This is a genomic window from Streptomyces sp. NBC_00162 (assembly GCF_024611995.1).
Lineage (GTDB): Bacteria > Actinomycetota > Actinomycetes > Streptomycetales > Streptomycetaceae > Streptomyces.
Map to the genome: position 1 here is coordinate 5814309 of NZ_CP102509.1, position 25145 is coordinate 5839453.

Sequence of the window (25145 nt, forward strand, 5' to 3'; positions counted from 1 at the left end):
ACCCCATCTTCGGCCAACCGGAGGCTTGATCCCCAGCGGTTTTCGCAAAGGACGGTCAAAAGGAGTAGACCGCTCTGCGACGCCCGACCTAGAACGCGCCGGGGTGGATCTGCTCCCGCGTCGCGATGTACTGCTGGCGCACGGCCTGCCAGGCCGGGAACTCCTCGCCGGGCTCGAACACCTGCGCCGCGGGGGCCGGCCAGACCGGCGGGGTGTGCGGGGCCAGTGTGCCCTGCGCCACTCCGAGCGCCCACGCCGCCTGTCGCGCCGCGCCCAGCGCCGCGTAGTCGGCCGGCGCGGGGACGACGATCTGCGTCCCGAACAGCCCGGGGGCAGCGGCCTGTACGGCGGGCAGCTCGGCCGCCGCGCCCAGCAGGAACACCCGGCGGATCTCGACCCCGCGCGAGCGCAGCACGTCCAGCGCGTCCACCAGCCCGCACAGCATGCCCTCGAAGGCGGCCCGGGCCAGGTGCTCCGGCTTCATCGAGTCCCGGCGCAGCCCGGACAGCGTTCCGGCGGTGTGCGGCAGGTTCGGCGTCCGCTCGCCCTCCAGGTACGGCAGGAGCACGAGGCCGTGCGCGCCCGGCGTCGACTTCAGCGCCAGCTCGGACAGTCCCTCCAGGTCGGTGCCCAGCAGTTCGGCGGTGCCGCGCAGCGCCCGTACGGCATTGGAGGTGTTCACGACCGGCAGGTGCATGCCGGTCGCGTCGGCCAGCGAGGTGATCAGACCGCCCGGCTCCGACAGCGCCTCGTGGTGCACCGCCATCACCGAGCCGGAGGCGCCCAGCGAGACCACCGCGTCGCCGGGGCCGAGCCCCAGCCCGAGCGCGGCGGCCATCGTCTCGCCGGTGCCGGCCGATATCAGCAGCCCCTCGGGAGTGGTCCCGGCGGCATCGGCCGGACCGAGCACCTCGGGCAGCAGCGCCCGGTGCCCGAGCGCCAGCTCGACCAGGTCGGGCCGCCAGGAACCGGTGGCCGCAGACCAGTACCCGGTGCCGGAGGCGCCGCCCCGGTCGGTGGTCCGGCGGGCCGGCCGGCCCAGCAGCTGCCAGACCAGCCAGTCGTGCGGGGACATCACCACGGCCACCCGGCGGGCGGCCTCCGGCTCGGTCCGGGCCAGCCAGGCGAGCTTCGCTACCGGCTGGGCGGCGTGCGGGACCGAACCCACCGCCTCGGCCCACGCGTGCCGGCCGCCGAAGGTGTCGACGAGGTCGGCAGCGGCGACCTGCCCGCGCTTGTCGTTGCCGACCAGGGCGGGGTGTACGAGTGCGCCCTGCGCGTCCAGCGGCAGCAGGCCGTGCTGCTGCGCGGAGACCCCGATGGCCTGGACCCCTTCGAGGAGCCCGCCGCCGGCGGCCTCGCCGAGCGAGAGCAGCCAGGCCTGCGGATCGGTCTCGTAGGGGTTCGTGCCATCGGGTTCCCCGGTGGGCTGTGGATGGGGTGCGTACCCCTGGCGCAGCACGGCACCGGTGTCGGTGTCGCAGACGACTATGCGAGTGAAGGCGGAAGAGCTGTCCAGCCCGGCGACTATCCCCATGTGGAGAATTCTGCCGCACGCCGGGCCGGTCTCCTCCGCCTCGGACGCCTCAGGTGTTGCTGGTGCCCCAGTCGTCCTCGCCGCCGCCGACCCGGTCGCGCAGTCCGCGTACCCGCCCGGCCAGCGACGCGGGTACGGCGTCGCCGACCTTTTCGCTCACCGCGGCGAAGGCCTTCCCGGCGAACTCGCGCCCGGTGTGCCCGGCGGTCTCGGCGGCGTTCCGCACCGCGGGGTTCTGGGCGAACTCCCGCGCCGACTTCTTCAGCGACTCGTAGCGCTCGCGCCCGGCCCGGGTCCCGAGCACGTACCCGAGGGCCAGTCCGACCGCGAACGTGACCTTGTACCGCATGCCTGCCACCCTTCGTCGTGTGGTGCCCGGCCTGCTGTCGATACCGATTGGCGGAGCACCCCCCTGCTTGCGCTAATCTATGACTCGCAACGGGCGCTCGCCCCCCGGCAAGGCCGGAGGTGGGCTGTTCGATGCACCGCAGCAATCCCCTGTAGCTCAATTGGCAGAGCAGCCGGCTGTTAACCGGCAGGTTACTGGTTCGAGTCCAGTCGGGGGAGCGCGGTCCCCTGTAGCTCAATTGGCAGAGCATTCGGCTGTTAACCGGAGGGTTGCTGGTTCGAGTCCAGCCGGGGGAGCAACGAGAAGAAGAGGGCCCCTCGTGGGTCCTCTTCTTTTCTTTGTCGCCCCGTCCGGGAACCGGGCAGCCCTCAGCGCGGTCTCTCTGAACAGGCGAAGCCGATCATGCGAGGCATCCGAGGCAGGAGATCGTATGAGCGGCTATGCTGCGGCAGACGGCGCGCACACATGTACGCGCCACGCCGTGAAGGGGCGGTAGCTCAGCCGGTTAGAGCAGCGGACTCATAATCCGTCGGCCGTGGGTTCGAGTCCCACCCGCCCCACTGCGAGCCGCAGGTGCAGAAACGATCGCACCTGCGGCTTTGGCGTGTTGCGGGCTAGAAGTTCTCCGTTTCGTCCGCGAGGTGGCGCAGTACGTCCGTCAGATCCTGGCGGCGGGCGAACGCGACGCGCTGGCGGTGGGCGCCCGAGCCGTCGCGGAGCAGGCCCGCCAGGGTCTTGGCCGCGTGGTCGAGGTCGCCCGAGGCGGCCAGGGCCGGGGCGACCAGGTCCAGCAGGGCCTCCGCCAGGTCGGCCGCCGGGAGTTCGGCGCCCGTGTACGGGTCGAGGCCGAAGCCCTCCAGGCCGTCGTGGGCCGCCCGCCAGCGGGCCAGTCGCAGTACGTCGTCCCGCAACGGTGGATCGGGGTGCTGTTCCGCGATCTCCCGCAGCGCCGTGGCCACCAGCGCACGGACCAGCTCGGCCTGGAGGATGGCCGTGTCCAGGTACGGGGACATGTCCGGCGCCCGGATCTCGAGCGTCGGCCAGTGCCCCGACGGGCGCAGGTCCCAATAGACCATCTTCGTGTCCAGCGCCGCGCCCGAGCCGAGCAGCGTCTGCACCGAGCGCCGGAAATGCGCCGTGGACGTGAAGTGCGGAGGCAGCCCCGCCGAGGGCCAGCCCGACCAGGCCATCGCCCGCCAGCTGGCGTGGCCGGTGTCACGGCCGCCCCAGAACGGCGAGTTGGCAGCCAGCGCGATCAGCGTCGGCAGCCACGGTCTGACCCGATTGGACACCGCGACCGCCGTGTCCACGTCGAGCGTCCCCACGTGGATGTGCCGGCCGCAGCTCACCAGGGTGTCGGTGAGCGCGCCGAAGCGGCGGTGCTGCTCGCGCTGGCGCGGCTCGTCGTCGGTCAGGTGCAGGGGCCCCTCCACCGCCAGGACCGGAGAGGGAGCGGCCAGCAGGCGGCAGCCGTGGGCGCGGGCGGCCCGGCCGAGGGTGCGCCGCAGGGCGGCGAGCTCCTCGCGCAGCGTGGCCGCCGAATGGGCGATCGGGGTGGAGATCTCCACCTGGTAGCGGGTGCCCTCGGGGTGCAGCTCGCCCGGCAGCCCGCCGGCCGTGGCGAGGACGAGTTGGGCGGCGGGGACCACCCGGAAGGTGCGGGCGTCGACGAGGAGGAACTCCTCCTCGACACCGACGGTGAGGGGAACGGTGGAACGCACCGTGTTCTGCGCGGTGCCGGTGCTCGTGGTGCTGTTGCCAGGTTCGATCACTACGCCTCCCTGGACATACGAGTCTTTTCATCATGAGCTGAACACCAGGCGAGGAGCGCACGTCGATTCGGTCAAAAGTCCGGTGATAGTGGCGAGTTAGCGGCAAAGGCCGGTCCGGCGTGGGGCCGGGGATCCGGGTGGGGTGACTGGTGCCGGTGCGTGCATACGGAAAAAAGATCCGGGGGCCGCCACCGGCCGGTGGTTATCATCCGCTGTGACCCCGATCGCCGCGCCCGACCGCCCGCAGCGGCGAATATTCGCCGACCTCACCCCGTTGCGCACGTCCCGCGACTACCGGCGGCTGTGGATCGGCGGCACCATTTCCTGGGTCGGCCAGGCGATGACGGCCCTCGCGATCTCCCTCCAGGTCTACGACATCACCCGGTCCAGCTTCTCCGTCGGGCTCGTCGGACTCTTCTCGCTCGTCCCGCTCGTCGCCTTCGGGCTCTACGGCGGGGCCATCGCCGACACCGTCGACCGCCGCAAGCTCGGCCTCTACAGCTCGCTGGGCGCCGCCGGACTGTCGGTCGCGCTCGCCGCCGCCGCGCTGCTCGACTACCACCGCGTCTGGTTCCTGTACGCCGTCGTCGCACTCCAGGCGGTGTGCGGGGCGCTCTCCGGGCCGGCCAGGTCCGCCATGATCCCGCGGCTGCTGCCGGCCGGGCAGCTGCCCGCCGCCAACGCGCTGAACTCCGTGACGATGACCTCCGGGACCATGGCGGGCCCGATGCTGGGCGGGCTGATCGTCGGCTGGTGGGGGTACCAGGCGGCGTACCTGATCGACGCCGTGACCTTCCTCGCCGCCCTCTACGCGATGTGGCGGCTGCCGTCGATGAAGCCCGACCGCGCGGAGGGGACGCGGGGGAGGGCCTCCGTCGTCGACGGCCTGCGCTTCCTCGGGACCCGGCCCAACATCCGGATGACCTTCTTCTCCGACATGGCCGCCATGGTGCTGGCGCACCCCCGGGCGCTGTTCCCGGCCGTCGCCGTGCTCTGGTACGGCGGCGACGCCAAGACGGTCGGCCTGCTGGTGGCCGCGCCCGCCGTCGGGGCCCTGCTGGGCGGGCTGTTCTCCGGATGGCAGGGCCGCATCCGCCGGCACGGGCTGGCGATCGTGTTCGCCGTCGCCGCGTGGGGGCTGGCCATCGCGGTCTTCGGGCTCACCCGGAACCTGTGGCTCGGGCTGTTCTTCCTGGCCGTGGCCGGGTGCGCGGACACCGTCTCGATGGTGTTCCGGACCACCATGCTCCAGGCCGCCACCCCGGACGAGATGCGCGGCCGCCTCCAGGGCGTGTTCATCGTGGTCGTCGCGGGCGGGCCCCGGCTCGGGGACTTCCTCGCCGGGACCGCCGCGGACCTGACCTCCCCCGCCGTGGCGATCACGGGCGGGGGCCTCGGCTGCGTACTGGTGCTCGGTCTGCTCGTGCTCCGGTGGCGGGGCTTCGCCCGCTACGACGCGCGGTCCCCGCAGGCCTGATCGCCCGGACCGGACAGGGCCTAGGCACTGTTTCTCGGATCTCCTGACGTGGGTGGGGTGTTGGGGTCAGGCTGGCTGCATGGGCCGTGGGGATCTGACGAACGCGGAGTGGGACCGGCTGGAGTCGTTCCTGCCTCCTGGTGGCGCCCGTGGGGGCCGGTGGAGTGATCACCGCCGGGTGATCAACGGGGTGCTCTACCGGGTTCGGACGGGCGTGCAGTGGCGGGATCTACCGGAGCGGTTCGGGCCGTGGGAGACCGTCTACAAACGCCATCGCCGCTGGTCAGCCGATGGAACGTGGACGATGCTGCTGTCCCGGATCCAGGCGACCGAAGACGCCACGGGCCAGATCGACTGGGACGTCTCGGTGGACTCGACAGCGGTGCGGGCCCACCAGCACGCCGCCGGCGCAAGGAAGGCACCGACGGCCCTGGCTCCCCAAAAGGGGAACGTTGGGGGGACGAACCAGGTCGATCCGGCATTGCGGAAACTGGCGGTCCGGCTCGAGGAAGTGGTCAGATCGGCGAGTGCCTGGGACGCTCCCGCGGCGGATTCACCACCAAAATCCACCTCGCCGCTGACGGGCGATGCCGGCCTCTCGCCCTCGTCCTGACACCCGGACACTACGGTGACGGCCCGCAATTCGAGCGGGTACTGGAGCAGGTCTCCGTGCCCCGTATCGGAGTGGGACGGCCCCGCACCCGGCCCGACCATGTCCTGGCGGACAAGGCCTACACATCCCGGAAGAACCGTCGCTACCTGCGACGACGCGGAATCCGGCACACCATCCCCGAACGCCGCGACCAGCAAAGACACCGCAGGAACCGCGGTTCCCGAGGCGGCCGCCCCACCGGCTTCGACAGCGAGCGCTACAAGAAACGCAACACCGTCGAACGCGCCATCAATCGCCTGAAGGGCTTCCGCGCCGTCGCCACCCGTTACGAGAAACGCGCCTACATCTACCTCGGCACCGTCACCCTCGCAGCCCTCATCATCTGGCTCCGCACATGATCCGAGAAACAGTGCCTAGGCGTCCACCGGTTCCCGGGTGCGGTCGCCGCCCGCGGTTCCGGTGTTGGTGGTGCCGGCCGGCTCGAACAGCAGGATCTGCGCCTCCTCGTCCGCCGCCGGGCAGTGCTCCACCCCGCGCGGGACGACGTACATCTCGCCGGGGCCCAGGACCACGTCCCCGTCGCGCAGACGGATCGTCAGCGTGCCGCCGACCACCAGGAAGAGCTCGTCGGTGTCCTCGTGGGTGTGCCAGACGAACTCGCCCTGGAGCCTGGCGAGCTTGACCTCGTAGTCGTTGACGCGGGCGATCCGCCGGGGGGCCCACTGATCGGTGAATCCGGCCAGTTTCTCGGCGATGTTGACCTTCTGTGTCGTCATGCGGACAGCCTGGGGGAGGCGTCGCGGGCGGTCTTGTACGTTCCTGACATGGCCGCGATACGTCCGCGCAGTACCGTCTCCGCCTGGCAGCCGCCGGTTGCGGGCATCGCCGAGGTCTTCCACGCCCGCTTCACCGAGCACGCCTACCCGGCCCATGTGCACGACACCTGGGCGCTGATGATCCTGGACGGCGGACGGGTCGACTTCGCGCTGGACCGCGAGCGGCACGGCGTCGGCGTCGACGGGGCGGTGATCCTGCTGCCGCCCGGGGTGGTCCACGACGGGCGGACCGTGACCGAGGCCGGCTTCCGCAAGCGCGTGCTGTACCTGGACACCTCCGTGCTGCCGGAGCGGCTCACCGGAGCCGCCGTCGACACCCCGCTGCTGGCCGACCCAGCGCTGCGCGAGCGCGTGCACGGGCTGCATCTGGCGCTCGGGGAGCGGGACCCCTTCGAGGCCCAGTCGCGGCTGGCCTTCGTGGGGGAGCGGCTGCACCGGTGGCTGGCGGGGCGCGAGGCGCCGGCGGGCGGGGCGACGGGCGCGCAGGTCGCCGTACGGCTGCGCGAACTGCTCGACGCGCGGGTCGTCGAGGGGATCACCCTGGAGGAGGCCTCGGCGGAGCTGGGGCACATCCATTCCACGCAGCTGATCCGGAGCTTCCGGACGGCGTACGGGCTGCCGCCGCACGCGTATCTCACGGGGCGTCGGGTGTCGGCGGCGCGGCGGCTGCTGCTGGCGGGGATGCGGCCGGCCGAGGCGGCCACGGCGGCGGGGTTCTACGACCAGGCGCACCTGACCCGCCACTTCGGGCGCCATGTCGGGATCAGTCCGGCGCGGTTCGCCCGGTCCGGCCGGTCCGGCCGGCCGTGACGGACGTACCGTCTCCGGCCGCCGGGGTCAGGGCCTGCCGACGATGCCGCGGGCCACGCCCAGGTCCACCAGGTCCTGCGGGCGGATGCGGAGTTGGTCCGCGGTGGCGGGGGCGTCCTCCGGGGGGCGCTTGAGGATGGCCGCCGCCAGTTCCGGGGCGATGACCGAGAAGTAGCTGTCCGGGGTGACCCAGGTGTTCCCGGGCGCGGCCAGCGCCAGGGCGCCGCCCGAGCCGCCCTCGCCGATCAGCAGGGTGGTGACGGGGACGGCGGCCGCGGCCAGTGCCGCGAAGGCGTCCGCGATGGCCGGGCCCGCGCCCGCGTGTTCGGCGGCGGCGTCGTTGGCCGCGCCCGGGGTGTCCACCAGCGTGAGCACGGGGACGCCGAGCCGGTCCGCGAGGCGGATGACGCGGGCGGCCGTACGGTATCCCGCCGGGCGGGTGGCGGTGCCGCACTGGGCGGCATACGCCACGGCCCGGCCCTCCCGCAGCCCGAATCCGCACAGCATCCCCGGGTCCGTGCCGCCCGCCCGGTCCCCGGAGAGGGGGAGGCGGAGGTCGAAGTACGCGTCCAGGTACGCCTCGGCGCGCGGCCGGTCCGGACGGCGGGCCTGGAGTACGGCGTCCCAGCCGGTCTTCGGGAGTTCCGCGTCGGCCAGCGCGGCCGGGGGCTCGACGGGACCGTCGGCGCGGGGCGCGGCCAGTACGCGGAGCCAGTCGGACAGGGTCCCCGGGAGCTCCGCGGGGGGCACGACGGCGTCCACGTGGCCCGCGGCGTACTGGCCCTCGGCGCAGTACGCCGCCGGGTCCGCGTCCGCCGGGCGCACCCGGGAGCCGGCGAAGCCGACCTGGGCTCCGGGCAGTGCGAGGACCACGTCGGCCCCGGCGCCGAGGGTGGCCCAGCCGCCGCCGGTGGTCGGATCGCGCAGCACGGCGATCTGGGGGAGCCCGGCGGCCCGGGTCAGGACGCACTGGCGGGCCACGCGCTGCAGCTGGGTCAGGGCGAGCATCCCCTCCTGCATGCGGGAGCCGCCGGTGGCGATCAGGGAGACGAGGGGGAGGCCGTGCTCGCGAGCGTGGGTGTACGCGGCTTCGAGCCGGTCTCCGGTGCGCTCGCCCAGCGAACCGCCGAGGAAGCCGAACTCGAAGGAGATCACGGCGGCTTCGGGGCCGCCGATGCGGGCGGTGCCGGTGACGACGGACTCCCGCTCGCCGGTGCGTGCTTCGGCGCGGGTGCGGGAGGCGTCGTAGCCGGTCCAGGCCAGGGGGCCGTCGGCTGGCGACGTCCTCGGGGGCGAGGGGAGTTCGGTGAAGCTGCCGGGGTCGGTCACGGAGGCGATGGCCGCGCGGGCCGAGAGGCGGGTCGTCACGGGTTCACCCTAGGGCGCGTCGTGCCGATCAGGCAGGGGGCGGCCCAGGGGGCGAGCGCCGGGGGCGGGTGTTACCCGAGGGGTGACGGCAGCGGGAGGGCGATCTTGACCGCGTAGGTGGCGACCAGGCCGTAGCCGAGGCGGAAGGTCCACCCGCGGGCGGTGGCGGAGATCCGGCTCTCCGCGAGGGCGCCGAGCGCGACGAGGGTCTGCTGCCAGAGGAGGGAGGAGGCGCCGACGCCGGCGAGGAAGGCGGCTCCGGCCGCGCCGGTGCCGAGGGCTGCGCCTTGCGCGGTGGTGAGGGCGGCGAAGTAGAGGGCGGTGGTGGGGTTCACCGCGGTGAGGCCGACGTACCGCGCGAAGGCCTTGACCGGCCGGGCCGCGAGCACGGAGTCCGCCGCCTCGAGCGGGGGCGGGGGTGAATGGTCCGGGCGGCGGCGGGACTTCGCGAGGCCGTGGGCCGCGATGGCCAGGAGGATCAGCGCCGAGGCCAGGCGGACCCAGGCCTCGACCGGGGAGACGTGGGAGGCCACCCAGGGGCCCAGGGCCGTGGCGAGGGCGGCGTATCCGAGGTCGACCGCCGCGATCCCCGCGGCCGCCGCCACCGCCGTCCGGCGGTGGCGCATCGCCTCCTGGAGCAGCAGCACGCTCATCGCGCCCATCGGCATCGCCACGCCCAGGCCCGCGGCCGTTCCCGCAAGGGCCGGTGTCATCAGTTCGCTCATGAGGGGAGGGTCCGGCCCGCGGGCCGCCGGACGGGCGCGAATATCGGCCCCGACTGCGAGAATCGCGGTATGGACCGCCTCGACAGGGAAATCCTCGGCATTCTCCAGCAGGATGCGCGGATCTCGTACCGCGACCTCGGCGTCCGCGTCGGCCTCAGCGCCAACGCCACCGCCGACCGGGTGCGCCGGATGCGCCGGGACGGGGTGATCCGCGCCTTCACGGTCGTGGTGGACCCGGCCGCCGACACGGCCGGCGGGCTCGTGGTGTTCATCGACGTGACCTTGCGCCAGGACACCACCAACGAGGAGTTCGAACGGCAGGTCGCCAAGCTCTCCGGGATCACCGAGGTGGTCCACGTGACGGGCGAGCACGACTACCTCGTACGGGCCCGGGCCGCCGATCCCGCCGCCCTCGACGGGCTGCTGCGCCGGCTGAAACGGGAGGCGGGGGTGGCCCAGTCCAACACCCGGATCGCCCTGCGCGCCGCTGACCGCCCGGCCTGAGGGTGCCCCGTACTCGCGGCGAGCGGCGAGCGGCGAGCGGTGAGCGGCGACCGGCATGCTGCTCTTGCCCGCCGCGAGGCGGTACGGGATTACGCGGTGTGCTTCGCGCGGTGCCGCTCGATCTCCAGGGCGAGTTCACCGCGCTCCCGGCGGGCCGCGTCCGCCTCCTCGCGCACCGTGTCGAGACGCTCCTCGAGCTGGCCGACCCGCGCGCGGTAGCGCTCGAGCTCGGCCCGCACGAACTCGGCGTCGGCCACCTGCTGCGCGGCCTCGTTGCGGATCTTCTCCGTCTCCTCTTCGAACCTCTGCTTGGCCTCGTCCAGCTGGGCGATGGCCAGCTCCGCGGCCTCTTCCGCCAGCGCGGTGCGCTGCTCGGCGGCCAGGTTCCGCTGAGCGGCGGCCTTGGTCACGGTCTCGATGCGCGCCTCGGCGGCAACCGAGTCCGTGATGATGGCCAGCTCTTCGAAGTAGGCGGGCAGGTCCGTGGCCAGCTGGGACATGAGCGCGATGAGCTTGTCGCGAGCCTCAGCCCCGTCCCGTACGGCACCCATCGTCTCCTCGGCCTGGGGAGCGGCCGAGCCGGGCGCCACGGGGAGCGGCGTGGTGGACTGGGCGGGGAGCCGAGCGGAGGCCGCTGCCTTGGCCGCCTTCTTGGCCTCGGAGGCCTGGCGCTTCTCCTCCTTGCGCTGCTGCCTCGTGGCCCGGAACTTGCGGAAGGCCCCCAGCGCGTTGTGGTCCGGGTGAGCGCAGTAGTGGGGCGTCGGGTTGCCGGGCGCCGGCGCCTCGACGGGGTTGGTGCATTCCGGGTAAGCGCAGTGGGGAAGCGTCTCGACAGTCATTTCTCCGCCAGTCCAATGGTGTTCGGGGTCGACGCGGCAGCCGGCGCGGCTTGAGCCGACCGGTCGCACACGGGGGATGTACCGATCACGCTAGAGGCGGACGGGGCCTTGCGGGCGGTCCAGGGGGTGGCCGTCAGGAATCGGTAAGATCGCGCGGCCGCCCGGGGCTTGTGTCCTGGAGCGCCGACTTCCAGGTCATCGTCGTGCCCCGCGTCCCCGATTCCGTACGGCCGTCGTCCGTGACCGTCAGACGCACCACGGACGGGTTCGCGTCCACCGCCACCTCGATCGAGGTGACGTCGCCGCGCCGGTGCGCCGCGGCCAGGGCCCCGCGCAGCGCGGACAGCAGTTCGCCCGCCACCTGCTCCGTGAGCAGGGCGTCCACCGCTCCCGCGAACTGCACCGACGGCTGGAAACCGAGCAGCACCCCCGCGCCGCCCGTCTCGCGCAGGACCCGGCCCCGGAACGTCGTCGGGGCATCGGTCGGCGGCTGCTGGAGGGCGAAGATGGCCGTCCGGACCTCCTGGATGGTGGAGTCCAGTTCGTCCACGGCGAGGCTGAGTTCGTCTCCCACCAGGTCACCGGCAGGGGCGTTCGAGGAGCGCCGCCGGGTGCTCTCCAGCATCATCTCCGTCGCGAACAGCCGCTGGACCACGAGGTCGTGCAGGTCCCGGGCGATCCGGTCGCGGTCCTCGTACACCGCGAGCTGCTCCCGGTCGTGCTGCGCGTCCGCGAGGACGAGGGCCAGCGCGGCCTGGGACGCGAACTGCGAGGCCAGCAGCCGGTCCACGGCGTCGTACGGGCGACCGCCCCGGGCACGCGGCAGCGCGAGGGTGCCGATCAGCTGGCCGCCGCTCTGGAGCGGGAGCATCATGCTGGGCCCGAACCGCTCCCGCACGTGCGTGGTCATCCGGGGATCCGTCGCCGAGTCCTCTATGAACACCGGCTCGCCGCCCAGGAGTTGCTCCAGAACCGGCGAACCGGGGGCGATCGCCGTCCCCACCAGGTCCCCGGGATCCCCGTGGGTGGAGGCGGCCACGATCTCCATGCCGCCCTCGGGGGTCGGCTGGAGCACCACCCCGGCCGCCGCGTCCGCCAGCAGCCGGGCCCGTTCGGCCACGCACATCAGCGCGTCCGCCGCCGGACGCCCGGCCAGCAGGGCCGTGGTCACGGCGGCGGCGCCCTCGATCCAGCGCTCCCGGCGGCGCGCGGTCTCGTAGAGCCGGGAATTGCCGATCGCTATGCCCGCCTGGGCGGCCAGGACGCGCAGCAGGGAGAGGTCCGTCTCGGTGAAGCTGCCGCCGCCGCGCTTCTCGGTGAGGTAGAGGTTGCCGAAGACCTCCGTGTGCACCCGGATCGGCACGCCCAGGAAGCTGTGCATGGGCGGGTGGCCCGGCGGGAAGCCGGCCGCCCGGGGGTCCTGCGTGAGGTCGTCCAACAGGAGCGGGCGCGGGTCGCGGATCAGGATTCCGAGCATGCCGGAACGCCCGTCCGGCAGGCGGGGGATCGCGTTTCGCTCCGCGTCGCTCATCCCCGCGGTGAACAGCTCTGTCAGCCGGGAGCGCTCGGGGTCGATGACCCCGAGCGCTCCGTAGCGCGCCTCGCAGAGCTCGGCCGCGGAGTCCACGATGTGCTGGAGGGTGGAGTGCAGCTCGAGCTCGGAGCCGACGCTGAGCACCGCCTCCAGCAGGACGGGGAGACTCGCCCGCACCGGCTCGGGATGCGTCATTCGGCCAGCGGGTTGAGGACCATCGGGGCGATCTTCCCTTCCAGCATGGCGCCGAGACCGAGTACGGCGCACACGTCCGGCCGTTCGGCGATGGCGACGGGCATCCCGGTGGCGTCGCGGAGCATCTGGTCGAGGCCGGGCAGCAGGGCGCTGCCGCCCACCATCATGATCCCCCGGTCCGTCAGGTCCGCGACCAGGTCCGGCGGGCAGTCCCGCAGCACCTTGCCGATGCCGTCGAGGACGGCGGTCAGCGGGGTGTGGATGGCGTCCCGCACGGCCGCCGTGTCCACCTGCACGGAACGGGCCAGTCCGGTGGCCACGTCGCGGCCGTGGATGAGGGTGGAGGCCGGTCCCTCGGCGGTGATGCCGTTGCCGTGCAGGGCCAGCTGGAGCGGCCGGACCGCCTGGCTGGGCAGCATCAGCTCGTGCGCGTGGCGCAGGTGCTGGACCACCGCGTGGTCGATGGCCTCGCCGCCGACGGGGATCCGCTCGGCGGTGACGATCGAGCCGAGGGACAGGACGGCGACCTGGGTGGCCGCGGCCCCGCACACCATGATCATCGTCGCGGTCGGCTGCTCCACGGGCAGGCCGCAGCCGACGGCCGCGGCGATCAGGGTGTCGACCAGTTCGACGCGTCGGGCACCGAGCCCGACGAGGGTCTCCACGGTCGCCCGCTGGGCCAGCGGGTCGGCGTCGTGCGGGGTGCAGGCGGCGGCCCGTAGCCGCGGCTTGCGGCGCAGGGCGCGCCGCAGCTTCTCGCCGAGCAGGTGGCGCAGCATCCGCTGGGCCATCTCGATGTCGACGACGGTGCCGCCGGAGACGGGGCGTACGACCCGGATGTAGTCGGGTGTGCGGCCGGTCATCCGCTCGGCGAACGTCCCGACGGCGATGAGCGCGCCGGTTCGTGTGTTCACCGCGGCGACGCTGGGCTCGTCGACGACGAGGCCGGCGCCCTTGACGTATACGCGGGTACGGGCCGCCCCCAGGTCGACGGCGACGTGGCAGCGGCGCAACTGCTCAAGACTGACGGTCACGGCAGATCCTCCCGAGAGCGCTGACGCAAGAGGACCGGCAGGGCGCCGGTCGCTTTTCATATCATCCCGGGCATTTGGGGCTATCCGCCTGTTGGGCTGCTCCGGCCGGGGGCTGCCGCATGGCCGATTCGCAGCTGCATGGGGGTGGATTTCTGTACCGACAGGCAGCAGCATGCGCGCACCGCACGCGCTACTCGCCCGTAACAAGGTAAAGGGGAACCGATGCTGACGGCCCGCCAGGGATTGCTGGCACTCCTGACACTCTGCCTGGCGCTGCTGGCGCCCTTCCCCGCCCATGCCGCCGACCGGGTTACGGGCCTCGCTCCTGACCAGGTGTCATCGCGCAATCCGGTGATCTTCGTGCACGGCTACAACGCCGATCCGGGGGTCTGGGGAAGCCTGCGCGAGGACCTGCGGGCCGCCGGGTACGCCGACTCGGAGCTCTTCTCCTGGGGCTACGACACCCACCAGTCGGTCAACGAGGTCCTCGCGGGGCGGTTCGGCGCGTACGTCGACGAGGTCCGCCGGCAGACCGGCGCCGCCAAGGTCGACGTCGTCGCGCACTCCTTCGGCTCGCTGGTGAGCCGCTGGTACGTGAAGTTCGGTGGCGGCACGGCCACCGTGGACCACTGGGTCTCCCTGGCCGGACCCAACCGCGGCACCTCCACCGCCTGGGCCTGCGCCCTGTGGGACCAGGCGTGCCGGGACATGACCCCCGGCTCGTACGTGGTGAAGAACCTGAACGGCGGGGACGAGACCCCGGGCGTGGTGAAGTACGCGACCTTCTGGTCGAACTGCGACGAGGTCGTCAACCCGGACGACAGCGTCCCGCTGACCGGAGCCGCCAACACGCCGGTCGGCTGCCTCAAGCACAACGACCTGCTCGGCGACGACGGAACCTCGGCGGGCGTACGGGCCTTCCTCGCCGCCTAGCCCGTCTGGGCGTCCACGGCGACCCGCTGGAGCAGGCCGTACGTGAACTCCGCCACGCAGGGCTTGCCCCGGGCGGTGAACGCGAGGCGCCAGCGGGTCGGCGCGGTGCCCTCCATCGGCCGCACCGGCGCGAAGGCCCGCGCCACCTCGTCCACCGTCGCCGACCAGGGCAGCAGATCGTCCGGCGACTCCAGTACGGGTCCCCGTGCGCCGGGGGCCCGTACCAGCCACTCGTTCCACACCGCACCGTCCGGCGCGGCCAGCACCTCGAAGCGCAGGTCCGGCCAGAGCGGCACCGGCCACAGCAGTGCCTCGCACTCCAGGTCCCCGATCCTGCGGGGCCCGGCGGACTCCGGCGGGCCGAGCACCGAGCGGTAGCGGGCCAGGGCCCCGCGGGCGCGGGGTGAGCGAACCATTGCCTGCCAGCGCTTGTTCGCCTCCCGCTGCTCCGCGAGCGAGGCGCCGAGCCGGCGCCGCGCCTCATCGGCGAGGTCCGGCTGGAAGTCCGCCATTCTGCGCAGCAGCACCAGTTGGAAGGCGGCCGGCCCGAAGGATCCCCGGACGCCCGGAGGAGGATTCGCTGTCACGGAGTCAACGATTCCACACAGGATCCTTACGTTCCCGGGATCCGGATGTTGCCGGGGACCACGTAGCCTGCGGGCCCTATGAACTACTGCCCCGCTTGTCGGAGGCACCTCAACGGCGCACTGGCGTGCGCCGGGTGCGGAACCCCGGCCGAATACCTGATGCCCGCGCCGCCTGCCGCGCCCGCGGTACCGGCTGCCGCGGTGGCAGAGCCCGCGCCGCAGTCCACGTTGGCCGACGTGTACGCGGACTCCCTCGTCGTGCTGTCCGCGCCGAACGAGCGCCGGACCGGTGCCCGGCGCCGCGCCACCCACCGCAGGCGCCGCCGGACCGTGCTGACCATGGGGCTCGGGCTGCTGGTCGCCACCGCCGGCACGCTGGCGGTGGCCCGGATGGCCACCGACGGGCAGCGCAGCGACCGGGCCGCCACGGTGGTGCTGACCGACGACGGGCCCCAGCAGCCCGCGCCGCTGCCGCAGGCCTCGACCCCCCGTGCGCCCGCACCCGCCGGGTCCGGGAAGGCCTCCGCGGCCGCGAAGGCCACCGGGGCCGCTTCGAAGACGGGCGGGCCAGGGGTGGGCTCCGGAGGGGTCACGCAGCCGGGACCGACGTCCTCCGCCCCCGCGCCCGCGACATCGGGACCGGCCTCCGGTACCCCCGGTCCGGGGGGCTCCGTAAAGCCGAGCGGTTCGGGACAGCCGACGCCGAGCGGTTCCGCGACGACGCCACCGCCGCCGAGCCCTTCGCCCGCGCCGCCCAAGGACTGCGGCTTTCTGGGCATCCTGTGCTGGGGCGACTAGCCGAGCATCCGCTTGAGCAGGTCCCGCAGGGCCGTCCGCTCCTCCGCCGACAGGCCCGCCAGCGGTTCGCGCGCGAAGTCTAGTGACTCGCGCAGCCGGTCCGCGGTCTGCATGCCCTCCTCGGTGGGGGCCGCCAGCTTGACCCGCCGGTCGGCGGGGTCCGGGCGTCGTTCCACCAGGCCGCGGGTCTCCAGCCGGTCGACGATGCCGGTCACGTTCGAGGGCTCGCACCTCAGCTTCTGTGCGATCCGGCGCATCGGCAGCGGCTCCAAGGCCAGCAGGTTCAGCACCCGGGCCTGGGCGCCTGTCAGCTGGTGGCTGGCGGCCGCGTGCTCGTACTCCATGTGGTAGCGGGCCACGACATCGCCGATGAGCTCGACGACCTCGACGGTCACTGGGTCTGCGCGACGACTGGGCATGGAACCAGCGTACCCATTTACTTGACAACATGAAATATCCAGGCGCATGGTTGTTTCACCTAGTGAAGCAATTTTCGTTCTTACCAGGAGCGCCGCATGTCTGAGATCCCCGCCGTCAGCCGCGAGTGGCACCTCGTCCGTCGCCCGCAGGGCTGGCCCGTCGCCGAGGACTTCGCCCTGCGCGAGGTCCCCGTATCCGCCGAGCCCGCCGCCGGCCGGATCCTCGTGCGCAACCTCCACATGTCCGTGGACCCGTACATGCGCGGCCGGATGAACGACGTGAAGTCGTACATCCCGCCCTTCCAGCTCGACGAGCCGATGCAGGGCGGTGCGGTCGGCGAGGTCGTCGCCTCCGCCGCCGAGGGCTTCGCCGTCGGCGACCACGTCCTGCACCACCTGGGCTGGCGCGAGTACGCGGACCTCGACGCGAAGTTCGCCACCAAGGTGGACGCCTCGCTCGCCCCGCTCTCCGCCTACCTCGGCGTGCTCGGCATGCCGGGCCTGACCGCCTACGCCGGCCTCTTCGAGGTCGCCTCCTTCAAGGAGGGCGACTCCGTCTTCGTCTCCGGCGCGGCCGGTGCCGTCGGCAGCCTCGTCGGCCAGTTCGCCAAGATCAAGGGCGCCTCCCGGGTGGTCGGCTCCGCCGGCTCGGACGAGAAGGTGACGCTCCTCACGGAGAAGTACGGCTTCGACGCCGCCTTCAACTACAAGAACGGCCCCGTCGCCGAGCAGCTCCCCGCAGCCGCCCCCGAGGGCATCGACGTCTACTTCGACAACGTGGGCGGCGACCACCTGGAAGCCGCGATCTCCTCGATGAAGGTGGGCGGCAGGGCCACCCTGTGCGGCGCGATCGCCGGCTACAACGACACCGAGGCCGCCCCCGGCCCGCGCAACCTGATGCAGGTCATCGGCAAGCGCCTGCGCCTCCAGGGCATCCTCGTCAACGACCACGCCGGCCTCCAGACGCAGTTCGTCCAGGACGTCGCCGGATGGCTGCGCTCCGGCGAACTCCGGTACGACGAGACGGTCGTCGAGGGTGTCGAGAACGCGACCTCCGCCTTCCTCGGCATGCTGCGCGGCGAGAACACCGGAAAGATGATCGTTTCTTTCACCGGTTAGGCTCACCCCACACCGCTGTGGTCGTGGGCGCGAGTCACGGCGATTCACCTGGAGGATTTTCTTCATGTCCATCACGCAGTCCGACGTCGCGTACACCGCTGTCGCCACCGCCGAGAACGGCCGTGACGGCCGCGTCGCCACCAACGACGGCTCGCTCGACGTCGTCGTGAACCCGCCGAAGGAGCTCGGCGGCAGCGGCGCCGGCACCAACCCGGAGCAGCTGTTCGCCGCCGGCTACAGCGCCTGCTTCCAGGGCGCCCTGGGTGTCGTCGCCAAGAACGTGAACGCCGACATCTCCGGCTCCACGGTCACCGCCGAGGTCGGCATCGGCAAGAACGACGAGGGCTTCGGCCTGATCGTCAAGATCTCCGCCGTGATACCGAACGTGGACGCCGCCACCGCCAAGGACCTCATCGAGAAGGCCCACGAGGTCTGCCCGTACTCCAAGGCCACCCGCGGCAACATCACCGTCGAGCTCGCCGTCTGATCCGGCACCGCTCAGCGAAGGCCGCACCCCGATCCGGGGTGCGGCCTTCGTCGTTAGGGGGTGTTCCTCGGATCTCCGCGGCGTCGCGGGGTCTGGCACGCACGCTCGCCGCGTTGCCGGAGTGTCCGAGTAGCTCCGCTACCAGGACACTCCGGCGCCTTGCGATCGCACGCACCAGACCCCGCTCCTTCTCCCGCGGAGATCCGAGGAACACCCCCTAAACTGGCGCCATGCGTGATCTTGCGGGGGGTTTCCGGTATCTGCTGGCCGGACAGCGATGGGTGTTCGGGCACGGACGGTGGCTGGGCTTCGGGCTGCTGCCCGGGCTGGTGTCGCTCGTCCTCTACGCGGGCGCGCTGATCGGGCTCGGCTACGGCGCCGACGACTTCACGGCCTGGGCCACCCCCTTCGCCGACGGCTGGGACTCACCGTGGCTCGGGCTCTTCCGGGGCTTCCTGACCGGGCTGGTCTTCTCCCTCGGGCTCTTCCTCTCCGTCATCACCTTCACGGCCGTGACCCTGCTGATCGGCCAGCCGTTCTACGAGTCCCTCGCGGAGCACGTCGACCGCAGCGAGGGCGGCGACGTCCCCGAATCCGGGCTTCCGCTCTGGCGGGAGCTGTGGGTCTCGGCCCGGGACAGCGTGAAGGTGCTCGGCCGGGTGCTCCTGTACGGGATCCTGCTCTTCGCCCTCGGTTTCATCCCGCTGATCGGGCAGACCGTGGTCCCGGTACTCGGGTTCTGCGTCTCCGGGTACTTCCTGACCCAGGAGCTCACCGCCGTCGCCCTCCAGCGGCGCAAGGTGGACCTGCCCGAGCGGCTGGTGCTGCTGCGGTCGCGGCGGATGCTGGTGCTGGGCTTCGGGGTGCCGCTGGTGCTGGCGTTCCTGGTCCCGCTGGTCGCGGTGTTCCTGATGCCGGGCGCGGTGGCCGGGGCCACCCTGATGGCGCGGGACCTCCTGCGGACCGACGAGGCCCCGGCTGCCGAAACCACCCCCGCGGGTTTCGGACCGCCGCCGCCCGCCTACTCGTGATCAGGGGCGCTTGAGCAGAGTGATCGCCCCGGCCGTGTCCTCGGCGCCGTGCGCGGCCGGGTCCGCGGCCAGCCGGCGCCGCAGCAGGTCCACGTACGGGGAGATCAGCTCGGTGCTGACGCCCTGCTCCTCCGCCGTGCGCAGCATGGTGCCGGTGCCCGTGACCTGCATGGCCAGGTTGGACACCACGCCCGAGGTGAAGTCCCGCGAGGTCAGCCGCTCGGCGGCGTTGCCGACGAAGAAGCCCATCGCGCCGAGCCACTCGGACAGCAGCGGAGCCAGGTCCTTCGGGGCGATGTCCTCGCCCTCGGTCAGCGCATAGGCCTGCGAGATACCGGCGAACATCCCCCACATCGCGCTGAGCAGCGCCACGTCGTGCAGGGCTGCGTGCCCGGGGTTCTCGCCGACGAAGCGGGCGCCGGCCGGGACCTCCAGTACCGCCCGGTGGGTGTCGAAGAGGCCGCGCGAGCCGCTGTAGAAGACGTAGCCGCCGGACTCCGGGACCCCGATCATCGTCGGGGTGGCCATGATGCCGCCGTCCGTGAACCGGGCCCCGCGCTCCTCGGCCCAGGCGGCCCGTGCGCGGCCCTCGGCCGGGGTGCCGGTGGTGAGGTTGACCAGGTCCTTGCCGGTCAGGTCGATGCCGTCGAGGGCGGAGCCGACGGATGAGTCGTCCAGCAGGCAGACGACGACGAGCCGGCTCGCGGCCACCGCCTCGGCGGGGGTCGCGGCGACGACGGCGCCCTGGGCGGCCAGCGGCTCGGCCCTGGCGGCGGTGCGGTTCCAGACGGTGAGGTGGTGCCCGGCGGCGAGCCAGGTGCGGGCCAGGGCGGTGCCCATGTCGCCGAGGCCGAGCAGGGTGAGCGAGTTCTGAGACGTGTTGTCGGTCATGGCGTTTAGCCTGGTGGCAGGCCGTGAGGCGCTCAAGTACGCACCTTGGAGTGGGTGGTTACCCCGAGGTGAGCGAGCAGGTGGGAGGGGTGCGCGATGGCGGTGACACGGAGGCCCGGCGCGGATCACTGCGGGATCGCCGCGGCGATGTCGGTGATCGACGGCAAGTGGAAGGTCTCGCTCCTGTGGGAGCTGGAGCAGCGCCCGCAGCGCCGCTTCGGCGAACTGCGCCGGCTCGTACCGGGCGTCTCGGAGAAAGTGCTCGCCGCGCAGCTGCGTGAGCTGGAGTCGGACGGCATCGTGCACCGCGAGGTCTTCGACGAGGTCCCGCCGCGGGTCGAGTACTCCCTGACCCCGCTGGGCCAAGAGCTGAACACGGCTCTGGAAGCCCTGGGGCAATGGGGTGCGAAGCACCTTCTTCCGGATTCGGCGTAGCCTCCGGTCCTCGGTTCCGGGCCCCCCTTTACCCCCGGTGGGCCCGTAGTATGCATGGCAGCAAGTGCCAAGGCTGTCTCTCACTGCCCTTGAGTTCGCCCTGGCCCGGAGCTTCGGCGGGGGCCGGAGTCGGGCAACGGCTTGCCGAGCAACGACCGGCCGTCGGGCCGAGGACCGACCAGCAGTTAGGGACACAGCAGTGACAGTCAGTACCGAGGGCACGGTCGCCGTGCTGCCCCCGGGCGGACCGGCCGCGCCCGCTCGCCCGATACCTGCCGTCCGGCGCGGGACGGCCTCCCGAGGCACGCTCCTGCTGCTCGAAGCCATCGTCGCCTTCGCCGCGGCGCTCGTGCTCCCGCTGCTGGCCCGTGGCTTCAAGCTCGACCCGCTGGACCGGATCGCGCAGGTCAGCGGCCTCGCCGCGATCCAGCTGCGGTTCGCGCTCGTCGGCCTGCTGTTCATCGCCGCGGTGGCGCTGGCCATGCGGCTGCGCAAGGGCCGGCACTTCAACCTGACCGTCCGGATCGCCGCCGCCGCCATCGCGGGTCTGGCCAGCGGCTTCGTTGCCGCCGGCGCGGTCGTCGCCCTCCACGGCACGCCCTGGCCGATGTTCGGCCTCAACGGCGACAGCGGCCGCATCGTCGAATGGGCCCACGCGGTGGCCAACGGCCGCCCCTCGGGCTCTCCGGTCTACCCGCCGGCCCCCCTCTACACCCTCGGCTACTACGCCGAGTGGTTCCGCGGCGGCAACACCGCGTACGCCTTCAAGGACCTCCAGATCCTCGGCGCCGCCGCCTTCGGCCCGCTGGTCTACCTCTGCTGGCGCATGCTGCTCAGCCCGGTCCGGGCCCTGGCCTTCGGAGTGGCCCCGGCCTTCGCGCTGATCGACGCGTACAAGCCGTACAGCCAGACCGTCCTCGTCCTGCTGGTGCCGGTCCTGGTGGCGCTGGTGGTCTCGCTGAGCCGCAGTGCCGCGCAGGGCTGGCGGCCGCTCCTGATCAAGGGCGCCGGATTCGGTGCGCTGCTCGGCGTGCTGTTCCTCACCTACTCGGGCTGGTTCCTGTGGAGCGCGGCGGGTGTGTTCTTCGCCGCGCTGCTGTACTTCCCGTGGCGGACCGGCCGGCTCGGCCGGCTCAAGGGCGCGGCCTTCCTCGGCACCACCCTGGCCGCCTTCCTCGTGGTCGCCGGGCGCTACCTGATGGTCATGCTGACCGAGGGCCAGACCACCAAGGACTACAACTTCCGGTTCGACAACTTCACCGACCCGGCGTACTACCTGATGTGGCGCACGGACATGCCCGGCAAGGTGGGGGACTGGCCGCCGCCCGGCGAGTACGGCGGGGTCGGGCTGTTCGCCCTGGTCACCTTCGTCTGCCTCGGTGCCGCGATCTGGCTGGGCATCCGCAAGCCGATGGTGGTCACCATCGCGGCCATGTTCATCAGCGCGTGGGTGATGCGCATGTACATCGCCTCGCACATGTACGAGACGCAGACCGTCCAGCTGTACACCCGCACCAACAACCAGCTGCTCTACTGCGGGCTGCTGCTGTGCGCGCTCGTCGCGCACCTGGTCTCGCAGCGGATGGCCGCACGCCGGGCCGAGTCGGCGACCGGGTCCGAGGCCGCGGGTGGTACGGCGGGCACCGGCCTCCCCGGTCGTGAAGGGGCGGTGATCGGAGCCCTGTGCGCCCTGCTGCTGCTCCTCGGCACCGTCTCCTCCTCGATGGCCGACCGCTACATGCCGGCCAAGGAGAACACCTACCGGATCCTGCCGTGGGTGTCGCACACCATCACCGAGAAGGACGGGAGCTGCCCGAAGTACGCACCCGGCGGCACCTGCTCCAAGGACGGCGACCAGACCTGGCTGAGTTTCATCCGATGACTCGAGGGAACCGATGATCTCCGCACTGACGCGGCTGGCCGACTGGTCGGCCAGAACACCCAAGCGGCTCTGGCTGATCGCGTTCGCGCTGTTCTTCGCGCTCGCGGGCTCCTGGTCCGCCGCCAGCCCCCTCGGGAGCTCCCCCGACGAGCACGCGCACTTCATCCGTGCCGCTGCCGTCGCCAGGGGTCAGATCGGCGGAACCCAGGTGATGGTTCCGCACACGGTGGCGGGCATCGAGGGGCAGTTCGCCGAGACCGGCGTGCAGCTCCCGGAGTGGTACCGGAACCTGCCCGCGGTGCACGAGTGCTACTCGTGGCACCAGTCGAGGCCCGCGTCCTGCGCGCCCTCGCTCGGGAACTCCGAGAAGATCGTGCAGGCCACCACGGCGGCCGGCCGCTACCACCCGGCCTACTACCTGGCGACCGGCTGGCCGAGCCTGCTGGTCGACGGCCCCAAGGGGCTGTACCTGATGCGCTTCGTGTCGGCGCTGCTCTGCTCGGCCCTGCTGGCCAGCGCGGTGGTCACGGCCGCCGAGTGGCGGCGGCGCTCGCTGGCGATGATCGGCGTGCTCACAGCGGCCACGCCGATGACGCTGTACATGGCCGGCATGGTCAACCCCAGCGGTGGTGAGATCGCCGCCGGGATCCTGGTGTGGACGGCCCTGCTGTCGATCGTGCTGTCCCCCGACCCACAGCTGCTGAACCGCCGGCTCGCCCGGCTGGGCATCGGCGGACTGGTGCTGATCAACATCCGGCCGCTGGGACTGATCTGGTTCGGCGGGGCCGTGGTCTTCTGCCTGCTGCTGACGCAGCGGCGCGGGGTACTGGGATCGGTGCTGCGCCGCAAGGCCCTGTGGATGTGGACGGCCCTGCTGGGCGCCGCGACGGCCGGTGCGCTGCTCTGGGCGGCGTCGCACCCGGACAACTCGAAGATCGACATCCCCGACTCGCTCACCTCGGGCGTGGCCGCGAAGCGCACCCTCGGCAACACCGAGGTCTACATCAAGCAGATGCTCGGGTACTTCGGCTGGCTGGACACCCCGGCCCCGGCCTTCATGTACGTGGTGTGGATGGCCGTGCTCGGGACGCTCGTCGCGCTGGCGCTGGTCTACGGCCGCAGGCGCGACGTGGTGGCGGTACTCGGCATGCTGGCGGCCGTCGTGCTGGTCCCGGTGGCCGCCCAGGCTTCGGAAGCGGAGCGGATCGGCATGGTGTGGCAGGGCCGCTACCTGCTGCCCTTCGCCGTCGGCCTGCCGCTGATGGCCGTGCTGATCTGCGCCACGCGCGCCCCCGAGCGGGGCTTCCCCTGGCGACGGCTGGTCGGTTTCTCCGTCGCCGGCCTCGCGCTGGCCAACGGGGCGGCGTTCTACTGGACGCTGCGCCGCTTCACGGTCGGCACCAAGGGTTCGTGGCTGGCGACCCACGCGCACTGGGCCCCGCCCGGCGGCTGGGTCCTGTGGACCGGCGTGTACACGGCGGCGGCTCTCGCCATCGTGGTGGCGGCCCTGGTGTCGGACCGCAAGCCCGCCGCGCCGCAGCCCCCGGACTTGGACACCCCGCGTCCGGGCCGCCACTCGCGGGTGCACGAGCCCGTCTGACGCACCCCGTCAGGTGGTGACCCCGATCTCGGTGGTCACCACCGACGGCGTACGGTCGTCCGCCTCGGCCAGCAGCATGCCCCCCGGGGCCCACACGGCCGCGCCGCCACAGCCGGTCCACGGGCCCGCCGGGCCGACGTGGTTGGCGAGGACGACGTACAGGCCGTGCTCCTTCGCGATCCCCGGATGGACGGTCGCGCGCTCGTGGACGCCGTCGCCCGTCCCGTACAGGGACGAGGCGAGGTGCACCCGGCAGCCGTCGGCCGCGCCCCGGCCCGACAGGTCGGGGAAGTGGTTGTCGTAGCAGATGCCCAACGAGAAGCGGATCCCGCCGAGTTCGAACCGCCCGTCGCGCTCCCCGGGCCGGAAGACGTCCTGCTCGTGCCGGAAGAGGTGCTGCTTCAGGTACGTGGTCACGTGCGCGCCGTCCGCGTCGTGGACCAGCGTCGCGATGGCGGGCCGCCCGTCGTCGGTCGGCAGCGCGACGTTGACCGCGGTGGCGATGCCGGCGGAGCGCACCGGGTCCAGCCGGGGGTCGTCGGCGGCCGTCCACAGCCCGGGGTCGGCGGCCAGCGCGTCCAGCTCGTAGCCGGTGAGCGTGAACTCGGGGAACACCACGAGCCCGGCGCCCTCCTCCCGGGCCCGGACGGCGAGCCCGGCGGCCCGGTCGGCATTGGCCCGCACATCGGCGGGAACACAGGTCATCTGAGCTGCGGCGATCTTCACGCGGCCCAGCCTAGGGGGTGTTCTGGCGCTGCCGTCAGAGCTCCGCGGGCCCCCGCAGCAGGGTCAGGAAGGAGCGGAACGCCGCGGGCATGTCCACCGATTCGGGGGCGAGGAGCCACTGGTACTGGAGGCCGTCCATGACCGCCGTCAGGAGCGGAGCCGCCTGTTCCGGGGTGAGGCCCGAGGGGAGGCGGTCGCCGAACTCGGCGCGCAGGACCGCCGCCATCTCGCCGCGGACCTGGGCGTAGCGCTCGGTGAAGAACTCCCGGGCCGGGTGGCCGTCGGTGACGCTCTCGCCCAGCAGCGCCGAGAAGGTCTGCACGATGCCCGGGCGCATGGCGTTGTACTCCACCAGCGAGGCCAGCAGGTCCAGGCGCCAGGTGTCCGCCGAGGCGCGCGAGCCGCCGCCCGTGTCCCAGCGGTCGCGTTCCTGCAGCACCGCGACCAGCAGGGCCTCCTTGGTCGGGAAGTAGTGCAGCAGCCCCTGCTGGGTCAGACCGACGCGCTCGGCGACCGCACCCAGTGACGCGCCCCGGTAGCCGCGCTCCGCGATCACCTCGACGGCCGCGCGGACGATCTCCTCGCGCCGCTCCTCGCTCCTCGCCCTGGCCATCGCCCCGGCACCCCTTTTCGTTCGCGCCTGT

The 25145-nt window shown here is 72.5% G+C and carries 26 protein-coding genes and 3 tRNA genes; 15 read left to right on the forward strand and 14 right to left on the reverse strand.

What is annotated here, in order from left to right:
• Positions 1-88 precede the first annotated feature (88 nt).
• Together JIW86_RS26970 and JIW86_RS26975 are read right to left on the reverse strand one after the other, a co-directional pair.
• Positions 89-1537, reverse strand: coding sequence for an FGGY family carbohydrate kinase (locus JIW86_RS26970; RefSeq protein ID WP_257556464.1), 1449 nt, complete (start codon positions 1535-1537; stop codon positions 89-91).
• Positions 1538-1586: 49 nt separating this feature from the next.
• Entirely contained in the window at positions 1587-1886 is a 300-nt protein-coding gene (locus JIW86_RS26975) for a YtxH domain-containing protein (RefSeq protein ID WP_215140891.1), read from the reverse strand.
• 145 nt (positions 1887-2031) lie between these two features.
• On the opposite strand from JIW86_RS26975, the gene JIW86_RS26980 reads away from it, so the two are divergent.
• From JIW86_RS26980 to JIW86_RS26990, 3 genes are all read left to right on the forward strand, one after another.
• Positions 2032-2104: transfer RNA gene (locus JIW86_RS26980), tRNA-Asn, on the forward strand.
• Between the two features lie 5 nt (positions 2105-2109).
• Positions 2110-2182, forward strand: a tRNA-Asn gene (locus JIW86_RS26985).
• Positions 2183-2372: 190 nt separating this feature from the next.
• A tRNA-Ile gene (locus tag JIW86_RS26990) sits at positions 2373-2446 on the forward strand.
• A gap of 54 nt (positions 2447-2500) precedes the next feature.
• Here the strand turns inward: JIW86_RS26990 and JIW86_RS26995 are convergent.
• Positions 2501-3658: a carboxylate-amine ligase gene (locus JIW86_RS26995; RefSeq protein ID WP_215140892.1), complete on the reverse strand. Its 1158-nt coding sequence runs from the start codon at positions 3656-3658 to the stop codon at positions 2501-2503.
• Between the two features lie 214 nt (positions 3659-3872).
• Here JIW86_RS26995 and JIW86_RS27000 point away from each other — a divergent pair, with 214 nt between their 5' ends.
• Together JIW86_RS27000 and JIW86_RS27005 are read left to right on the forward strand one after the other, a co-directional pair.
• On the forward strand, positions 3873-5135 hold the full coding sequence (locus JIW86_RS27000) for an MFS transporter (protein ID WP_257556467.1): 1263 nt from the start codon (positions 3873-3875) through the stop codon (positions 5133-5135).
• A gap of 79 nt (positions 5136-5214) precedes the next feature.
• Positions 5215-6146, forward strand: a protein-coding gene (locus tag JIW86_RS27005; protein ID WP_416237519.1) for an IS5 family transposase whose coding sequence is annotated in 2 segments (ribosomal slippage) — positions 5215-5563 and positions 5563-6146 — 933 coding nt in all. Because the reading frame shifts where the segments join, the coding sequence is not laid out codon by codon here.
• Between the two features lie 15 nt (positions 6147-6161).
• On the opposite strand, the gene JIW86_RS27010 is transcribed toward JIW86_RS27005, so the two are convergent.
• Positions 6162-6524, reverse strand: a complete 363-nt coding sequence (locus JIW86_RS27010) for a cupin domain-containing protein (protein WP_215140894.1) — start codon at positions 6522-6524, stop codon at positions 6162-6164.
• A gap of 48 nt (positions 6525-6572) precedes the next feature.
• Between JIW86_RS27010 and JIW86_RS27015 the strand changes: the two genes are divergently transcribed.
• Positions 6573-7394: a helix-turn-helix domain-containing protein gene (locus JIW86_RS27015; protein ID WP_257556469.1), complete on the forward strand. Its 822-nt coding sequence runs from the start codon at positions 6573-6575 to the stop codon at positions 7392-7394.
• Between the two features lie 27 nt (positions 7395-7421).
• Here the strand turns inward: JIW86_RS27015 and JIW86_RS27020 are convergent, their stop codons facing one another.
• Together JIW86_RS27020 and JIW86_RS27025 are read right to left on the reverse strand one after the other, a co-directional pair.
• Positions 7422-8762 carry a carboxyl transferase domain-containing protein gene (locus JIW86_RS27020; protein ID WP_257556471.1) on the reverse strand — a complete coding sequence of 447 codons (1341 nt, stop codon included), beginning with the start codon at positions 8760-8762 and terminating at the stop codon, positions 7422-7424.
• A 71-nt stretch (positions 8763-8833) separates the two neighbouring features.
• The gene (locus JIW86_RS27025; protein WP_257556473.1) at positions 8834-9487 is read right to left on the reverse strand and encodes a LysE family transporter; all 654 of its coding nucleotides are present in this window, start codon (positions 9485-9487) and stop codon (positions 8834-8836) included.
• A 69-nt stretch (positions 9488-9556) separates the two neighbouring features.
• Here JIW86_RS27025 and JIW86_RS27030 point away from each other — a divergent pair, with 69 nt between their 5' ends.
• Positions 9557-9991, forward strand: coding sequence for an Lrp/AsnC family transcriptional regulator (locus JIW86_RS27030; RefSeq protein ID WP_257556475.1), 435 nt, complete (start codon positions 9557-9559; stop codon positions 9989-9991).
• A gap of 89 nt (positions 9992-10080) precedes the next feature.
• Here the strand turns inward: JIW86_RS27030 and JIW86_RS27035 are convergent, their stop codons facing one another.
• The 3 genes from JIW86_RS27035 to JIW86_RS27045 form a co-directional block, all read right to left on the reverse strand.
• Positions 10081-10830: a hypothetical protein gene (locus JIW86_RS27035; RefSeq protein WP_257556477.1), complete on the reverse strand. Its 750-nt coding sequence runs from the start codon at positions 10828-10830 to the stop codon at positions 10081-10083.
• A gap of 133 nt (positions 10831-10963) precedes the next feature.
• On the reverse strand, positions 10964-12559 hold the full coding sequence (locus JIW86_RS27040) for a GAF domain-containing protein (protein WP_257556479.1): 1596 nt from the start codon (positions 12557-12559) through the stop codon (positions 10964-10966).
• Positions 12556-13593 (reverse strand): rod shape-determining protein, encoded by a 1038-nt coding sequence (locus JIW86_RS27045; RefSeq protein WP_215140901.1) that lies wholly within the window; start codon positions 13591-13593, stop codon positions 12556-12558. The genes JIW86_RS27040 and JIW86_RS27045 overlap by 4 nt, the downstream gene beginning before the upstream one ends.
• Positions 13594-13815: 222 nt before the next feature.
• Between JIW86_RS27045 and JIW86_RS27050 the strand changes: the two genes are divergently transcribed.
• Positions 13816-14526 (forward strand): esterase/lipase family protein, encoded by a 711-nt coding sequence (locus JIW86_RS27050; RefSeq protein WP_257556481.1) that lies wholly within the window; start codon positions 13816-13818, stop codon positions 14524-14526.
• On the opposite strand, the gene JIW86_RS27055 is transcribed toward JIW86_RS27050, so the two are convergent.
• Positions 14523-15038, reverse strand: coding sequence for a hypothetical protein (locus JIW86_RS27055; protein WP_257559457.1), 516 nt, complete (start codon positions 15036-15038; stop codon positions 14523-14525). The two genes, JIW86_RS27050 and JIW86_RS27055, sit on opposite strands and share 4 nt — an antisense overlap.
• Positions 15039-15314: 276 nt before the next feature.
• Here JIW86_RS27055 and JIW86_RS27060 point away from each other — a divergent pair, with 276 nt between their 5' ends.
• Positions 15315-15911 (forward strand): hypothetical protein, encoded by a 597-nt coding sequence (locus JIW86_RS27060; RefSeq protein WP_257556483.1) that lies wholly within the window; start codon positions 15315-15317, stop codon positions 15909-15911.
• On the opposite strand, the gene JIW86_RS27065 is transcribed toward JIW86_RS27060, so the two are convergent.
• Positions 15908-16330: a MarR family winged helix-turn-helix transcriptional regulator gene (locus tag JIW86_RS27065; RefSeq protein ID WP_215140905.1), complete on the reverse strand. Its 423-nt coding sequence runs from the start codon at positions 16328-16330 to the stop codon at positions 15908-15910. The two genes, JIW86_RS27060 and JIW86_RS27065, sit on opposite strands and share 4 nt — an antisense overlap.
• A gap of 96 nt (positions 16331-16426) precedes the next feature.
• Here JIW86_RS27065 and JIW86_RS27070 point away from each other — a divergent pair, with 96 nt between their 5' ends.
• The 3 genes from JIW86_RS27070 (at position 16427) to JIW86_RS27080 (ending at position 18967) form a co-directional block, all read left to right on the forward strand.
• Positions 16427-17449: an NADP-dependent oxidoreductase gene (locus JIW86_RS27070; protein WP_215140906.1), complete on the forward strand. Its 1023-nt coding sequence runs from the start codon at positions 16427-16429 to the stop codon at positions 17447-17449.
• A 64-nt stretch (positions 17450-17513) separates the two neighbouring features.
• Positions 17514-17936 carry an organic hydroperoxide resistance protein gene (locus tag JIW86_RS27075; protein ID WP_215140907.1) on the forward strand — a complete coding sequence of 141 codons (423 nt, stop codon included), beginning with the start codon at positions 17514-17516 and terminating at the stop codon, positions 17934-17936.
• 230 nt (positions 17937-18166) lie between these two features.
• Positions 18167-18967 (forward strand): EI24 domain-containing protein, encoded by an 801-nt coding sequence (locus JIW86_RS27080; RefSeq protein ID WP_257556485.1) that lies wholly within the window; start codon positions 18167-18169, stop codon positions 18965-18967.
• Here JIW86_RS27080 and JIW86_RS27085 read toward each other — a convergent pair whose 3' ends face one another.
• Positions 18968-19858, reverse strand: a complete 891-nt coding sequence (locus JIW86_RS27085; RefSeq protein WP_257556487.1) for an NAD(P)-dependent oxidoreductase — start codon at positions 19856-19858, stop codon at positions 18968-18970.
• A gap of 96 nt (positions 19859-19954) precedes the next feature.
• On the opposite strand from JIW86_RS27085, the gene JIW86_RS27090 reads away from it, so the two are divergent.
• The 3 genes from JIW86_RS27090 (at position 19955) to JIW86_RS27100 (ending at position 23775) form a co-directional block, all read left to right on the forward strand.
• The gene (locus JIW86_RS27090; protein WP_215140910.1) at positions 19955-20293 is read left to right on the forward strand and encodes a winged helix-turn-helix transcriptional regulator; all 339 of its coding nucleotides are present in this window, start codon (positions 19955-19957) and stop codon (positions 20291-20293) included.
• 199 nt (positions 20294-20492) lie between these two features.
• Complete coding sequence (locus JIW86_RS27095; protein WP_257556489.1) at positions 20493-22175, forward strand: hypothetical protein; 1683 nt, start codon at positions 20493-20495, stop codon at positions 22173-22175.
• Between the two features lie 13 nt (positions 22176-22188).
• Positions 22189-23775, forward strand: a complete 1587-nt coding sequence (locus tag JIW86_RS27100) for a DUF2142 domain-containing protein (RefSeq protein WP_257556491.1) — start codon at positions 22189-22191, stop codon at positions 23773-23775.
• Positions 23776-23784: 9 nt separating this feature from the next.
• On the opposite strand, the gene JIW86_RS27105 is transcribed toward JIW86_RS27100, so the two are convergent.
• Together JIW86_RS27105 and JIW86_RS27110 are read right to left on the reverse strand one after the other, a co-directional pair.
• Entirely contained in the window at positions 23785-24501 is a 717-nt protein-coding gene (locus JIW86_RS27105; protein ID WP_257556493.1) for a carbon-nitrogen hydrolase family protein, read from the reverse strand.
• A 34-nt stretch (positions 24502-24535) separates the two neighbouring features.
• Positions 24536-25114 (reverse strand): TetR/AcrR family transcriptional regulator, encoded by a 579-nt coding sequence (locus tag JIW86_RS27110; RefSeq protein ID WP_215140914.1) that lies wholly within the window; start codon positions 25112-25114, stop codon positions 24536-24538.
• Positions 25115-25145: the final 31 nt, after the last annotated feature.